Genomic DNA, 13,612 nt, shown 5'->3' with positions numbered 1-13,612 from the left:
GTTTCCTTAGTATTTTTTACTGTTAGTTTTTGCGAATGGCTTGGCCATCACGACACATTAAACAAGCGGTGACGATATCGTCATCAGTTGGGATCACCAACTTCGCTTCTTTGTCCACAATCAGCTTCATGAAGTCGAGCAAGTTGCGTGAGTAGAGTGCAGATGCATCAGCTGCAACCATGCTGGCTAAATTTGTGTAGCCCACAATCTTCACACCATTCACATCAATTACTTTATCTGCTTGAGTTAAAGGGCAGTTACCAGAACCGTTATCACCTTTGCCTGCAGCTAAGTCGATCACGATTGAGCCTGGTTTCATATTGGCAACGGTGTCGCTATGCAAGAGGACCGGAGGTTTGCGTCCAGGAATCAATGCGGTAGCAATGACGATGTCTGCTTGTTGAGCGCGTTCAGCAACTAAGGCTGCTTGACGCTTCATCCAAGCTTCTGGCATTGGGCGGGCATAGCCACCAACGCCTTGAGCAATTTCACGTTCTTCATCAGTCTCATAAGGAACGTCAACAAACTTGGCGCCTAGAGACTCAATTTGTTCTTTGGCTGCAGGACGAACATCCGATGCTTCAATCACTGCACCAAGGCGTTTTGCAGTAGCAATAGCTTGCAAGCCAGCAACACCAGCACCCAAGATAAGCACGCGAGCTGCTTTAACAGTTCCCGCAGCAGTCATCAGCATTGGCATAAAGCGTTGGTATTCATTCGCAGCAACCATGACGGCTTTATATCCAGCAATGTTAGCTTGAGAAGATAAAACGTCCATGCTTTGTGCACGTGTTGTACGCGGCGCTGCTTCTAATGAGAATGCAGTCACGCCTTGAGCTGCCATTGCAGCAATCATGTCGTTATCAAATGGATCGAGCATGCCTAGGAGAACGGCGCCAGATTTAATTTGCTTAAGTTCAGCTGCCTCAGGCGCACGAACTTTAAGAACAATCTCCGCTCCAAATGCATCTGCTGCGCTACCAATAGTTGCGCCGACAGCTTCATACGCAGTATCGGGTTGACTGGCTTTTACACCGGCGTCTTTTTGAATGACTACGGTATGACCTTGACCGATGAGTTTTTTAACGGTTTCTGGTGTTGCGGCTACTCGAGTTTCCCCAGGCCTTGTTTCCAGTGGCACTCCTATGCGCATGGCATGTCTCCAAAAGCAAAATTTATAAAAAATCTATTTTAGTTAAATAGGGCTCATTGCGCCTATTTACTTACCCCTAAGTCCACTTGCTTGGTTTTTGCCCAAAATCCTGTGAAACCGGGCTAAGACTTCTACAATATGGTCTGTCAGCTTATATTGAATTCTCGCATTTTTTGATGATCCCGCTCAATTCTTCCTCAATCCCGTCCTCTCACACCAAGAAAGTCGTTATTGGCATGTCTGGAGGGGTAGATTCGTCTGTTGCAGCTTGGATGCTCAAGGAGCAAGGCTTTGAAGTTATTGGCCTTTTTATGAAGAATTGGGAGGATGATGACAACGACGAGTACTGTTCTGCTCGCCAGGACTGGCTAGATGTAGTTTCTGTGGCCGATATGATCGGAATTGACGTTGAAGCGGTCAATTTCGCTACTGAATACCGTGAACGTGTATTTGCCGATTTTTTGCGCGAATACGCTGCAGGGCGAACACCCAATCCCGATGTTTTATGTAATGCCGAAATTAAGTTCAAGGCATTCTTAGATCACGCCATGAGTTTGGGTGCGGATGCGATTGCTACTGGACACTATGCACGCGTGCGTCATGAGGGTGGAACAGTCCAGCTATTAAAAGCGGTTGATGCGAGCAAGGACCAAAGTTATTTCTTGCATCGCTTAACGCAGCAGCAATTGGCAAACGTCATGTTTCCGCTGGGAGAAATTCCTAAAACTGAAGTTAGAAAAATTGCTGAGCAAATTGGTTTGCACAATGCAAAGAAAAAGGACTCCACTGGAATTTGTTTTATTGGCGAACGTCCTTTTAGAGAATTCTTAAACCGTTATTTACCACGTGTGCCGGGACTAATTAAAACCCCAGAAGGTAAGACTGTTGGTGAGCATATGGGCTTAGCATTCTTTACCTTGGGTCAGCGCAAAGGCATTGGTTTGGGTGGCAGTCAGGATGGCAATGGTGATGCTTGGTATGTTGCCCGTAAAGACATCCCGAATAACACCCTATACGTAGCTCAAGGCCACGAGCACCCGTGGCTATTGGCTCACAAGCTTTCTGCAATGGACGCTAGCTGGGTATCTGGTGCAGCACCAATATCTGGAAGCTATTCCGCTAAGACGCGTTATCGTCAAGCTGATTCAGCTTGCACTTTAATTGCCGGTAATGATGCGCAAAGTTTTGAATTAAGCTTTCCGGATGCGCAGTGGGCGGTAACACCAGGACAATCAGCCGTTCTCTATGACGGTGAAATTTGTTTAGGCGGTGGAATTATCTCCGCATAAATTTGCCCATCAGATACAAAAAAGCCAATCAGTTTTGATTGGCTTTTTATTTGAGTTGAAGGTTGATTAAGCAGCAGGCGGTACAGTTTCCATAAACGAAGGTCGCTGCAATAATTTCTGATACAAGCGATCTAGGTTGGAATATTGTGTTTGCCATTTCACTTCAGGAAAGCGAAACAGCAAATACCCTATTGCACAACCTACAGCGATATCAGCCAAGGTCATTTGATTGCCGTGACACCATGTGTTTTCACCGAGTTTCTCGGACATTTCACGAAGGGCAGCATCGATCTTGCCCATTTGGCGGTCATACCAAGTTTGGCTTTGTTGCTCCGCCGGGCGCAAGGTACGCTCTAAACGAGCCAAAATACCAGCATCCATAATTCCGTCAGCTAGGGCTTCCCAGGTTTTAACGGCGGCGCGCTCCCGGTTATCGGCAGGAATGAGCTTGCTGACAGGGCTTAGGCCGTCAGCATATTCGGCGATGACGCGGGAGTCGTAGATGGCATCTCCATCGTCAGAAATCAGGCAAGGGACCTTCCCTAGAGGGTTTGTGGCACCTATTTTGGTGTCTGCGGCCCAAACATTCTCTAATTCGAGGTCAACATCGACCTTTTTCTCGTTAAAAACAATGCGTACTTTGCGTACGTAGGGGCTGGTGAGGGATCCGATAAGTTTCATGGGGTCAAGTATAGCCATCCTAATTGGGGTTTGCTGGTCTCCCAAACGCATTAAAATTAGCTTTTATTGACATCTTCAATGCAAAGGCAATATTCGTGAGTCAGCCGCTTTCAACCCTAAATGCTCTTTCACCCCTAGATGGCCGTTATGCCGGAAAACTAGACGCTTTGCGCCCTTGGCTTTCTGAGGCGGCATTTATGCGTCAGCGCGTGTTTGTGGAAATTCATTGGCTTTTGGCTTTAGCTGCTGCTGGTTTGCCTGATGTCCCAAAAATTAATGCTGCTGACGAAGCATTCTTGCTATCTTTGCCTGAGAATTTTTCTGATGCGGATGCGCAGCGTATTAAAGATATTGAAGCGGTTACTAACCATGACGTAAAAGCTGTTGAGTACTTCTTAAAAGAAAAAGTTGCTGGTCGTCCTGATTTGCTTAAGGCTAGTGAGTTCATTCATTTTGCTTGCACCTCTGAAGATATCAATAACACCTCACATGGTTTGATGTTGCGTGGCGCACGTGATGAAGTGCTTTTGCCGCAACTTCGCAAAGTTCTTTCTGTTCTCACTGACTTGGCCCTTGAACACGCTAAGGTTCCACTTCTTTCGCGTACACATGGTCAACCTGCTTCACCCAGCACTCTTGGAAAAGAAATTGCGAATATTGCTAAGCGTTTAGAGCGTGCGATTGATGCAATTGCAGCAGTTCCTCTGCTGGGTAAGATGAACGGTGCGGTTGGCAACTATAACGCCCACTTATCTGCTTACCCTGATTTTGATTGGGAAAATTTTTCTAAAAATGTAGTGGAAAAGCGTTTAGGTTTGACCTTCAATCCATACACCATTCAAATTGAGCCACACGATGGTATGGCGCAGCTCTTTGATGCTATTGCTCGAGCTAATACGATCCTCTTAGATATGGATCGTGACTTCTGGGCTTATATCTCAGTTGGATATTTCAAGCAGCGCACTAAAGCGGGTGAGATTGGTTCATCCACGATGCCGCATAAGGTCAACCCGATTGACTTTGAAAATTCTGAGGGTAACTTGGGTGTTGCCAATGCATTGCTGCGTCACCTTGCTGAAAAATTGCCAATTTCTCGTTGGCAGCGTGACCTAACTGATTCAACCGTTTTGCGCAATTTAGGTCCAGCCTTTGGTCATAGTGTATTAGCTTATGACAGCGCCTTGCGTGGGCTTGGAAAGTTAGAGGTTAATCTCGCGGCGATTGCTGCTGATTTAGATGCTTGTTGGGAAGTTTTAGCTGAGCCGGTACAAACGGTTATGCGCCGTTACGGTATTGAAAATCCTTACGAGCAATTAAAAGAATTGACTCGCGGCAAAGGCATTAATCAAGCTGATTTGCAAACATTTATACGTGGCTTGAAGATTCCTGAAGATGCAAAGGCGCGTCTATTGGAGATGACACCATCTTCTTATTTAGGCAAGGCGGTTGAATTGACCGAACGTCTGAAAAAGTGAGTTTGACTACCAATTCGGAATACGGGGCACGTCCCCGGATCTGGTTTGCTGTTTATCAATTGCTATGGCATCTTTTATTGCCATTGGCTTTTGTTCGATTGGCTTGGCGCGCACGTCATGCCTTTTCGTACCTCCATCACATTCCGGAACGCCTGGGTTTTGGCTACAGCAAGCCAATTACACAGGGAACAATTTGGATTCATGCGGTATCGGTTGGAGAGACTCGTGCTGCCCAACCATTGATTGATGCTTATTTGGCTAGATGTGAATCGATTCTCCTTACCCATATGACGCTGAATGGACGCCGCACTGGTAAGCAGTTATTTGCGAAAGAAATTGCCTCTGGACAAATCCGACAAGTCTATTTGCCATATGACATTTGTTGGGCTGTAGAGCATTTCTTGAAGACCTTTAAGCCAAAGCTTGGCCTATTTATGGAAACCGAAGCCTGGCCAACCGTTGTCTTTCGCTGCAAAGAAATTGGCTTGCCTCTATTTCTGGTTAATGCCCGTTTATCAGAGCGTAGCGCGCGTCGTGTCAGTCATTTTGGTAAAGCGGGGCGCGCATTATTTCAAGCCTTTGCAGGCATCTTGGCTCAAACTGAGTTTGATGCACAACGTTATCGCAGCTTAGACGTAAAGGGTGTGCAGATAGTGGGTAACCTCAAGTTTGATGTTCCCTTGGATCCTGGTCTCGTAGAGCAAGGCAAGGTTTGGCGCCAAGATTTACATGTTAGCCAGCGCTTGATGGTATGTGCAGCTAGTACGCGCGATGGAGAAGAGACTGTCATTCTCAAGGCTTGGAAAGATTTACTTTTAAACCATGCTTTTGCAATTGCCCCCTTACTTTGTCTTGTGCCACGTCATCCAGAGAGATTCTCAGAAGTAGCCGATCAGATTAATAGCGCTGGCTTAAAGTTCCGTAGACGCAGTGAGTGGTCCAATATTCCAAACGATTGTGCTGGCATAGATATTGTCTTGGGCGACTCTATGGGTGAGATGCCGATGTATTACAGTGCCTCTGACTTAGTGTTGATGGGTGGAAGTCTGCTACCTTTTGGGGGTCAAAACCTTATTGAGGCATGTGCGGCAGGGTGCCCTGTTTTATTGGGTGAGCATACTTATAACTTTCAGCAGGCGGCTTTAGATGCAATTGATAGTGGTGCAGCTAAACGAATTAAGGGAGAGCTTCTCTTAACCGAGCCAATTGCTTTAATGGAATCTTTGAAGGAGTTGCTCTTAAATACTGCTGAGCTTAAAAAAATGAGTGATGCAGCTAAGGACTACTTAGTAAAACATCAAGGTGCAACTAATAAAATCTTAGCTGCCCTTGATCAGCAAACTACTTGCTAGCTTAAACCCGTGCCCCGAAGTTAGGGTCATCTTTGCGCGCTTCGTCATCAGGCTTTTTATCACCCTTTACTAAATCTTCACGTGTAACACCAAGCCACATGGCTAATGCTGCAGCAACGAAGACTGAAGAGTAAATACCAAACAAAATACCAATAGTCAGCGCTAAGGCGAAATAGAAGAGTGTTGGGCCGCCGAAAATCAGCATTGCCAAAACCATCATCTCAGTACTGCCGTGGGTAATCACGGTACGACTGATAGTGCTGGTAATGGCGTTATCAATGATTTCACGGGTATTCATCTTGCGGTACTTGCGGAAGTTTTCGCGAATACGGTCAAAGATCACCACGGACTCATTTACGGAGTAGCCCAGAACTGCAAGGACTGCCGCTAACACTGAGAGTGAGAATTCCCATTGGAAGAATGCGAAGAAACCCAGAATAATCACAATATCGTGCAAGTTCGCAATGATGCCTGCAACCGCAAACTTCCACTCAAAGCGGAATGAGAGGTAAACCACAATGCCAATAATTACAAATAGCAATGCCATTAATCCATCTATTGCTAGCTCACGACCAACTTGTGGACCAACAAATTCAACGCGCTGGAGCTTTACACCGGTTGCTGCTGGATCTAGCACTTGCATAACTGCTGTACTTTGATCGGCTGAGGAGATGAGTTTGCCTTCAGCATCTTTTTGTAAAGGCAGGCGAATCATCACGTCGCGTGAACTACCAAAGTTTTGAATTTGGGTATCTGCGTAACCAAGCTTCTCAACTTTTGAGCGAATGGAGTCCAGTGGCGCAGTTTGTGGGTAGCTAACTTCCATCACCGTGCCACCAGTAAATTCGATGGAGAGGTGCAGGCCGTTATGCCAGAGGAAAAAGACAGCTGCTAAAAAGGTAATTAAAGAAATCGCATTGAGTACCAATGCATGGCGCATAAAGGGAATATCTTTTTTGATGCGGAAAAATTCCATGGCTTATTTCTCCTGTGGGCGCCAAACTTGGCCGATAGCGAGTTTTTGAATCTTCTTATGTCTGCCGTACCAAAGATTAACAAGGCCACGTGAGAAGAAGACAGCCGAGAACATTGAAGTCAGAATACCTAAGCAGTGAACTACTGCGAATCCTTTAATAGGGCCAGAGCCAAATGCTAACAAGGCTAGACCAGCTATCAAAGTGGTAACGTTTGAGTCCAGGATGGTTGCCCAGGCTTTATCGAAACCTACAGCAATGGCTGTTTGTGGGGCTGCGCCATTACGCAACTCTTCGCGAATACGTTCGTTAATCAGCACGTTAGAGTCAATCGCCATGCCGAGCGCTAAAGCCATCGCTGCAATACCAGGCAAGGTGAGCGTGGCTTGCAACATGGAAAGTACTGAAATGAGCAAGAGTAGATTGACTGCTAACGCCACAACTGAGAATGTACCAAACAAGAGGTAGTAAGCCATCATAAAGATAGCAATAGCACCAAAACCAATTAAGAGAGACTTAAAGCCCTTCTCAATGTTTTCTGCGCCCAAGCTTGGTCCGATAGTACGTTCTTCAATGATTTCCATTGGCGCCGCTAATGAGCCTGCACGTAATAAGAGGGCTAAGTCATTGGCGCTTTCGGTAGTAGGTTGACCGGTGATCTGGAACTTAGAACCAAATTCACTTTGAATAGTGGCTATCGTGAGTACTTCACCTTTGCCTTTTTCAAACAAGATCATGCCCATTGGTTTGCCAATGTTTTCACGAGTCACTTCTTGCATTACGCGACCACCAGCAGCATCTAAGGAAATATTGACTGCAGGGCGTTGATTTTGATCAAAGCCTGCGCTTGCATCGGTAATGCGATCACCACTAAAGATCACTGATTTTTTGAATACACCCAAACGGTTTTCACCAAAGCGGAAAGTATCCATACCTGGAGGAGGAGTTTCGCCTAGGGCGATAGTGGATATGAGTGGATCAGCTAAGCGTGATTCGAGTGTGGCTGTACGGCCAATAATATCTTTAGCACGCGCTGTATCTTGTACGCCTGGTAGTTGCACCACAATACGCTCAGCACCTTGCTGTTGAATGACTGGTTCTTTAACCGCAAGTTCATTCACGCGTTTATTCAATGTGATGATGTTTTGCTTAACAGCATTATCTTGAATTTCTTTTAAGGCAGTAGGCTTAAATTCACCGATAACTTTTGGTGATAGCCCGGTAGGCTTTACTTGCCAAATCAATTCCGGTTGCGCTGTCATTAATACAGAGCGAGCCGCCTCAGCATCAGCGGTGCTGCCAAAGCTGATGGAAATGAAGTCAGCACCACGCTCGATGCCTTGATGACGAATGTTTTTGTCGCGTAATTGGCTGCGAATATCCGTTGCTAAAGAAGTAACTTTCTTCTGAACTGCGCCTTTCATGTCGACTTGTAGAAGGAAGTACACGCCACCACGTAAGTCAAGTCCTAAAGGCATTGGCAATGCATTGATTGCATTAAGCCACCCCGGTGTATTGGAAAGCAAATTTAATGCAACGGTATAGTTCGGATCATTTTGATCATTATTCAATTTTTGCTGCAAGAGATCGCGTGCACGCAATTGAATATCAGTGTTATTAAAGCGAACCTTGATTGAGCCTACATTACCAGCGACTTCAAAGAAGATGCCGGTGTTACCAATGCTCGCTTCAGTCAGAATTTTTTCAACACGAGCCTGTGTTGCCAAATCAACCTTGATGGTTGGTTTGGCAGACGAGACTTGAACCGCTGGAGCCTCACCATAGAAATTGGGTAATGAATATAGTCCGCCAATTAGTAATGCAATAGCGATAACTAGATATTTCCAGAGAGGGTAGCGATTCATATTGAGATACTTTTAAACAAACAAATTAAGTGGATGCATTAAGCAGACTTCAGTGTGCCTTTTGGCAATACTGTAGTGATAGCGCCCTTTTGCATTTGCACTTCAGTGCCAGCAGAAATTTCAACAGTCACTACTTGGTCCTTGAGTGCTGTTACTTTGCCCATAATGCCGCCAACAGTAACCACTTCATCGCCAACGCCCAATGATTCGAGCATTGCTTTAGTTTCTTTTTGACGCTTCATTTGTGGGCGAATCATGATGAAGTACAGAACTGCAAACATCAAAATCAAAGGGAGGAAGCTCATCAAGCCACCGGAATCTGCGCCCGCTGCAGGAGCTTGGGCAAAAGCATTACTAATCCACATACAAAACCTCCATTAATTACCAATTAAAAACTACTGAGTTTTTCGACCTTTAAGCCTGAGGCCGTAACCCGCAATTCTAAACTGTGTGGGGCTTTGGAGGTGATTTGAAGGGGGTTGAGCCCCCTGTAGGGCTATTAGTCCTGTCCAGGCTCTACGCCGCGCTGGCGATTACTGTGAAATTCCTCACGATAGGCGCTAAAGCGGTCCTTGCTGAGTGCCTCGCGGACCTCAGTCATAAGTTGCAGGTAGTAGGACAGGTTGTGGATGGTATTGAGTTGTGACCCCAGGATCTCATTCGCCTTTTGGAGGTGATTTAAGTAGGATCTAGTGAAGTTTTGGCAGGTATAGCAGGCGCAGGTTGGGTCCACAGGGCGATCATCGTCCTTATACCCAGAATTACGGAGTTTTAGGTCTCCAAAACGGGTAAAAAGCCAGCCATTACGAGCATTGCGGGTAGGCATCACGCAATCAAACATATCAATACCCAAGCTGACACCCAAAATCAGGTCTTCTGGAGTGCCTACGCCCATCAAGTAGTGAGGCATATTTTCCGGCAGTTTGGGTGCAGTGAAATTGAGAATTCGCTCAAATTCGGGTTTGGGTTCGCCAACGGAGAGTCCGCCAATTGCAATCCCATCAAACCCTTGCTGGCTAACGGCATCTAGCGAAAATTCACGCAGATTCTCAAACATGCCGCCTTGGACAATGCCAAAGAGACCGTTGCCAGTCTCTAGTTCGCGAAAGCGTTTGAGCGAGCGGTCACCCCAACGAAGGGACATTTCTAGTGAGGCGCGTGCAGTTTTTTCAGAAGTGGGTTGACCCTTAATCTCATAAGGAGTGCACTCATCAAACTGCATAGCGATATCGCTATTAAGCACCGCTTGAATTTCCATCGACACTTCTGGGGACATAAATAATTTGTCGCCATTAATCGGCGAGGCAAATGTGACGCCCGCTTCAGAGATCTTGCGTAATGCACCCAAGCTAAATACCTGAAAGCCACCAGAGTCAGTCAGGATTGGTTTATCCCATCCCATGAAGCGATGAAGGCCACCATGTTTTTTGATGACATCTAACCCCGGCCTTAACCAAAGGTGAAAAGTGTTTCCTAAAATGATTTGTGCTTTAGCTTCATTCAAATCACGAGGCGTCATGGCCTTCACCGTACCATATGTGCCAACAGGCATGAAGATCGGCGTTTGCACGCTACCGTGCGGAAGATCAAGCTGACCAAGTCGCGCTGGGCTCTGGGAGTCACGCGCCAAGATATTGAAGTGAACTGGTTTGGTCATATTTTTGTATTCTCGAGTCGGCAAAGAAACATCGCATCTCCATAGCTGAAGAAACGATATTTCTGTGAAATAGCATGTTGATAGGCGGCACGAATGTTATCCACTCCTGCTAAAGCACTAACTAACATTAATAAAGTAGATTTTGGCAGATGAAAGTTAGTGAGCAAACAATTCACGGTTTTAAATTGATAGCCGGGGGTAATAAAGAGATTGGTTTCCCCGCTGCTTTGTCCGCTTGCCGCTTGACTCTCTAAGGCTCGAAGGCTGGTGGTACCTACAGCAATCACTCTGCCACCATTGTTCTTGGTGGTCTCAATTGCCTCTAAAGTTTCATTTGGAATGGAGTACCACTCATAGTGCATCTTGTGTTTTGAGAGATTTTCTTCTCGTACCGGAGTAAATGTTCCTGCGCCAACATGCAATGTAACGGTTGCTTGATTTACACCCAAATCTTTGATCTTGTGCAAAATCGCCTCATCAAAATGCAGGCCTGCTGTTGGGGCTGCAACTGCGCCTGGGTTTTTAGCTACTACCGTTTGATAGCGCTGCGCATCCTCACCATCTGGTTGATGTTCGATGTAAGGGGGTAGAGGAAGTTCACCAAAGCGCTCAAGTAAAGAGAAGACATTCTCAGGAAAGCGGACTTCATAGAAACGCCCTTCATATCCAATCATCTCTACTGGAAATGTTTCGCCTGATTTATTGTGAATATGAACTATGCTGCCAGTCTTTGGCACCTTAGAAGCTCTAATTTGTACCCAAGCCTGCATTTCGCCGCTAATGCGTTCGATCAGGAGCTCAACATTGCCACCAGTCTCCTTTTTGCCATGCAATCGAGCAGGAATGACCTTGGTGTCATTGAAGACTAATAAGTCCCCAGGCTGAACAAGACTAAGAATGTCCTTAAACTGTCGATCTACCAATTGAACGTGATTTGGCCCATCAGCCCTGACCTCCAAGAGGCGGCTATCGGTTCTATTCGCCAAGGGATGCTGGGCGATTAGTTCGGCGGGAAGTTCGTAATTGAAGTCAGAAAGTTGCATAGCATTACCATCAGGTATTAGATTTTAACGATGACTACTAAACAAGCGCCAAGCACACTCCAAAAAATGGGTTTAGACAGCCCTATGGCGCTTGCTTTGCACTTGCCATCCCGTTATGAGGATGAGACGGAGTTACTCACCATTGAGGAAGCTATTGCCTTGGGTAGGTTTGCCTCAGCCCAGACCCAGGGTATCGTGATTCGCAATCAAGTCTTATTTCGTCCAAGAAGACAGATGATTGTCACTATTGAGGATGAGACCGAGAGTCTGAATCTGCGCTTTCTTAATTTCTATCCCAGCCAGCAAAAACAGATGGCGGTCGGCGTCCATGTTCGAGTGCGTGGCGAGGTGCGAGATGGTTTCCAAGGCTCGGAGATGGTTCACCCGACTGTACGCGCTGTAGCTCCAGATGCGCCGTTACCAAATAGCCTTACTCCAGTCTATCCAGCAAGCGTTGGTGTATCACAGGCTGTTATTCGTAAAGCAGTTTCACAAGCTTTGCGCGACCCGAGTTTGCAAGAGAGCTTGGCAGAATTCTTGCCTAAAAAACTGATGGCAGAGCTATTGCCCAGTAATGATTGGCCCAGTTTGCAATCTGCAATTACCTATTTGCATCAGCCTCCCGCTGACGCCAATACTCAATCATTGTTAGAGCGGACGCATCCCGCCTGGCGCAGGGTGCAATTTGAAGAGTTGCTGGCTCAGCAAATTTCTTTAAAGCGAGCGCACGCGATTCGTCGCGAACGAAATGCACCAAGCTTTGCAAAAGCTCGGGATGAGGGTCAAGATAAAGCTAGAGTGCAATCACTTGAAGAAGGCTTGCTAAAAGTATTACCTTTTAAATTAACGAATGCGCAAGATCGCGTTTGGTCAGAAATTAGTAAGGATCTCTCTAAGTCGTTTCCTATGAATCGCCTACTTCAAGGGGATGTCGGTAGTGGTAAGACGGTAGTGGCCGCCCTGGCTGCAGCGCGGATTATGGATCATGGTTATCAAGCTGCCATCATGGCGCCTACAGAGATTTTGGCTGAGCAACATTACCTAAAGATGAAGGAATGGTTTGAGCCTTTGGGGGTAAAAATTGCTTGGTTATCAGGTAGCCTAAAAGCTAAAGAGAAACGACTGGCGCAAGAGGTGATTGAGAATGGGCAAGCTCAACTCATTATTGGTACACATGCGCTTATCCAAGAAAGCGTGAGCTTTGCCAAGCTTGGCTTGGCAGTCATTGATGAACAGCATCGCTTTGGCGTGAGACAGCGTTTGGAGATTCAGCAGCGGGTTGGATCAGAATTGTTTTACTGTCATCAATTAATGATGTCTGCCACCCCCATTCCAAGAACATTAGCAATGACGTATTACGCTGACCTGGATGTTTCTGTCATTGATGAATTGCCTCCTGGCCGCAAACCAATTGCTACCAAGGTGGTTAAAGCAAGTCGTCGTGATGAAGTGATTGGTGGGCTACATAGCTGGTTATCAAAAGGACTTCAGGCCTATTGGGTTTGTCCGCTTATTGAAGAGTCTGAAGCACTGCAATTACAAACAGCAACAGAAAGCTTTGAGCAGTTGACTCAAGCTTTGCCTGGCTTTAAGGTGGGCTTGGTGCATGGCAGATTAAAAGCAGAAGAAAAAGCGGCAGTGATGGCCGCCTTTAAAGCAAATGAAATTCAACTATTGGTCGCCACTACGGTGATTGAGGTGGGAGTTGATGTGCCTAACGCCGCATTAATGGTGATTGAGCATGCGGAGCGTTTTGGTTATGCCCAGATTCATCAATTACGCGGGCGCGTTGGTAGGGGGTCGGCAGATTCAGTCTGTATCTTAATGTATGCAGAGCCGCTTTCGATGGCTGCCAAAGAGCGTTTGCAAACTTTGCGCGAGACCTCAGATGGATTTGTGATTGCCGAACGTGATTTATCGCTACGCGGCCCCGGGGAGTTGCTCGGCGCCAAGCAGTCAGGCGATGCTATGTTGCGCTTTGTAGATCTCCAACGCGATGCCTGGTTAATTGAGCTAGCGCAGCAGGCAGCTGACCGTTTGCTTGCCGAGCATGCAGATCTGGTGGAGCGCCACCTAGAGCGCTGGCTAGGATCTCGTGCAGAGTTTCTAAAAGCTTGATAATT

11 protein-coding genes are annotated in these 13,612 nt (G+C 46.4%); 4 read left to right on the top strand and 7 right to left on the bottom strand.

The window, feature by feature from the left end:
* Positions 1–22: 22 nt before the first annotated feature.
* Entirely contained in the window at positions 23–1,153 is a 1,131-nt protein-coding gene (locus ICW03_RS09585; protein WP_215347684.1) for a Re/Si-specific NAD(P)(+) transhydrogenase subunit alpha, read from the bottom strand.
* A gap of 176 nt (positions 1,154–1,329) precedes the next feature.
* Between ICW03_RS09585 and mnmA the strand changes: the two genes are divergently transcribed.
* On the top strand, positions 1,330–2,442 hold the full coding sequence (gene mnmA, locus ICW03_RS09580) for a tRNA 2-thiouridine(34) synthase MnmA (RefSeq protein WP_215347682.1): 1,113 nt from the start codon (positions 1,330–1,332) through the stop codon (positions 2,440–2,442).
* A gap of 66 nt (positions 2,443–2,508) precedes the next feature.
* On the opposite strand, the gene ICW03_RS09575 is transcribed toward mnmA, so the two are convergent.
* On the bottom strand, positions 2,509–3,123 hold the full coding sequence (locus ICW03_RS09575; RefSeq protein ID WP_215347680.1) for a glutathione S-transferase N-terminal domain-containing protein: 615 nt from the start codon (positions 3,121–3,123) through the stop codon (positions 2,509–2,511).
* 95 nt (positions 3,124–3,218) lie between these two features.
* Here ICW03_RS09575 and purB point away from each other — a divergent pair, with 95 nt between their 5' ends.
* Together purB and ICW03_RS09565 are read left to right on the top strand one after the other, a co-directional pair.
* Positions 3,219–4,598 carry an adenylosuccinate lyase gene (gene purB / locus ICW03_RS09570; protein ID WP_215347678.1) on the top strand — a complete coding sequence of 460 codons (1,380 nt, stop codon included), beginning with the start codon at positions 3,219–3,221 and terminating at the stop codon, positions 4,596–4,598.
* Entirely contained in the window at positions 4,595–5,950 is a 1,356-nt protein-coding gene (locus ICW03_RS09565) for a 3-deoxy-D-manno-octulosonic acid transferase (RefSeq protein ID WP_215347677.1), read from the top strand. The genes purB and ICW03_RS09565 overlap by 4 nt, the downstream gene beginning before the upstream one ends.
* Position 5,951: 1 nt before the next feature.
* On the opposite strand, the gene secF is transcribed toward ICW03_RS09565, so the two are convergent.
* The 5 genes from secF to queA all read right to left on the bottom strand — a co-directional run bounded on the left by secF (position 5,952) and on the right by queA (position 11,489).
* Positions 5,952–6,926 (bottom strand): protein translocase subunit SecF, encoded by a 975-nt coding sequence (gene secF / locus ICW03_RS09560; protein ID WP_215347675.1) that lies wholly within the window; start codon positions 6,924–6,926, stop codon positions 5,952–5,954.
* Between the two features lie 3 nt (positions 6,927–6,929).
* Positions 6,930–8,789, bottom strand: a complete 1,860-nt coding sequence (gene secD, locus ICW03_RS09555) for a protein translocase subunit SecD (protein ID WP_215347673.1) — start codon at positions 8,787–8,789, stop codon at positions 6,930–6,932.
* A gap of 38 nt (positions 8,790–8,827) precedes the next feature.
* Positions 8,828–9,154: a preprotein translocase subunit YajC gene (gene yajC / locus ICW03_RS09550; RefSeq protein ID WP_068320905.1), complete on the bottom strand. Its 327-nt coding sequence runs from the start codon at positions 9,152–9,154 to the stop codon at positions 8,828–8,830.
* 134 nt (positions 9,155–9,288) lie between these two features.
* On the bottom strand, positions 9,289–10,446 hold the full coding sequence (tgt, locus tag ICW03_RS09545) for a tRNA guanosine(34) transglycosylase Tgt (protein WP_215347671.1): 1,158 nt from the start codon (positions 10,444–10,446) through the stop codon (positions 9,289–9,291).
* The gene (gene queA / locus ICW03_RS09540) at positions 10,443–11,489 is read right to left on the bottom strand and encodes a tRNA preQ1(34) S-adenosylmethionine ribosyltransferase-isomerase QueA (protein ID WP_215347670.1); all 1,047 of its coding nucleotides are present in this window, start codon (positions 11,487–11,489) and stop codon (positions 10,443–10,445) included. Before queA ends, tgt begins: the two co-directional genes overlap by 4 nt.
* A 30-nt stretch (positions 11,490–11,519) precedes the next feature.
* On the opposite strand from queA, the gene recG reads away from it, so the two are divergent.
* Positions 11,520–13,607, top strand: a complete 2,088-nt coding sequence (gene recG, locus ICW03_RS09535; RefSeq protein WP_215347668.1) for an ATP-dependent DNA helicase RecG — start codon at positions 11,520–11,522, stop codon at positions 13,605–13,607.
* The last annotated feature ends 5 nt before the right edge of the window (positions 13,608–13,612 follow it).

The organism is Polynucleobacter sp. MWH-Aus1W21, assembly GCF_018687275.1.
Taxonomy (GTDB): domain Bacteria; phylum Pseudomonadota; class Gammaproteobacteria; order Burkholderiales; family Burkholderiaceae; genus Polynucleobacter.
The sequence above is the reverse complement of the archived record's forward strand: the minus strand, read 5'-3'. Positions and strand labels throughout refer to the sequence as shown.

Bases quoted from the DNA above. Each gene is read 5' to 3' on its own strand.
- ICW03_RS09585 (WP_215347684.1), bottom strand. From the start codon at position 1,153: ATGCGCATAGGAGTGCCACTGGAAACAAGGCCTGGGGAAACTCGAGTA.
- mnmA (WP_215347682.1), top strand. From the start codon at position 1,330: ATGATCCCGCTCAATTCTTCCTCAATCCCGTCCTCTCACACCAAGAAA.
- ICW03_RS09575 (WP_215347680.1), bottom strand. From the start codon at position 3,123: ATGAAACTTATCGGATCCCTCACCAGCCCCTACGTACGCAAAGTACGC.
- secF (WP_215347675.1), bottom strand. From the start codon at position 6,926: ATGGAATTTTTCCGCATCAAAAAAGATATTCCCTTTATGCGCCATGCA.
- secD (WP_215347673.1), bottom strand. From the start codon at position 8,789: ATGAATCGCTACCCTCTCTGGAAATATCTAGTTATCGCTATTGCATTA.
- yajC (WP_068320905.1), bottom strand. From the start codon at position 9,154: ATGTGGATTAGTAATGCTTTTGCCCAAGCTCCTGCAGCGGGCGCAGAT.
- tgt (WP_215347671.1), bottom strand. From the start codon at position 10,446: ATGACCAAACCAGTTCACTTCAATATCTTGGCGCGTGACTCCCAGAGC.
- queA (WP_215347670.1), bottom strand. From the start codon at position 11,489: ATGCAACTTTCTGACTTCAATTACGAACTTCCCGCCGAACTAATCGCC.
- recG (WP_215347668.1), top strand. From the start codon at position 11,520: ATGACTACTAAACAAGCGCCAAGCACACTCCAAAAAATGGGTTTAGAC.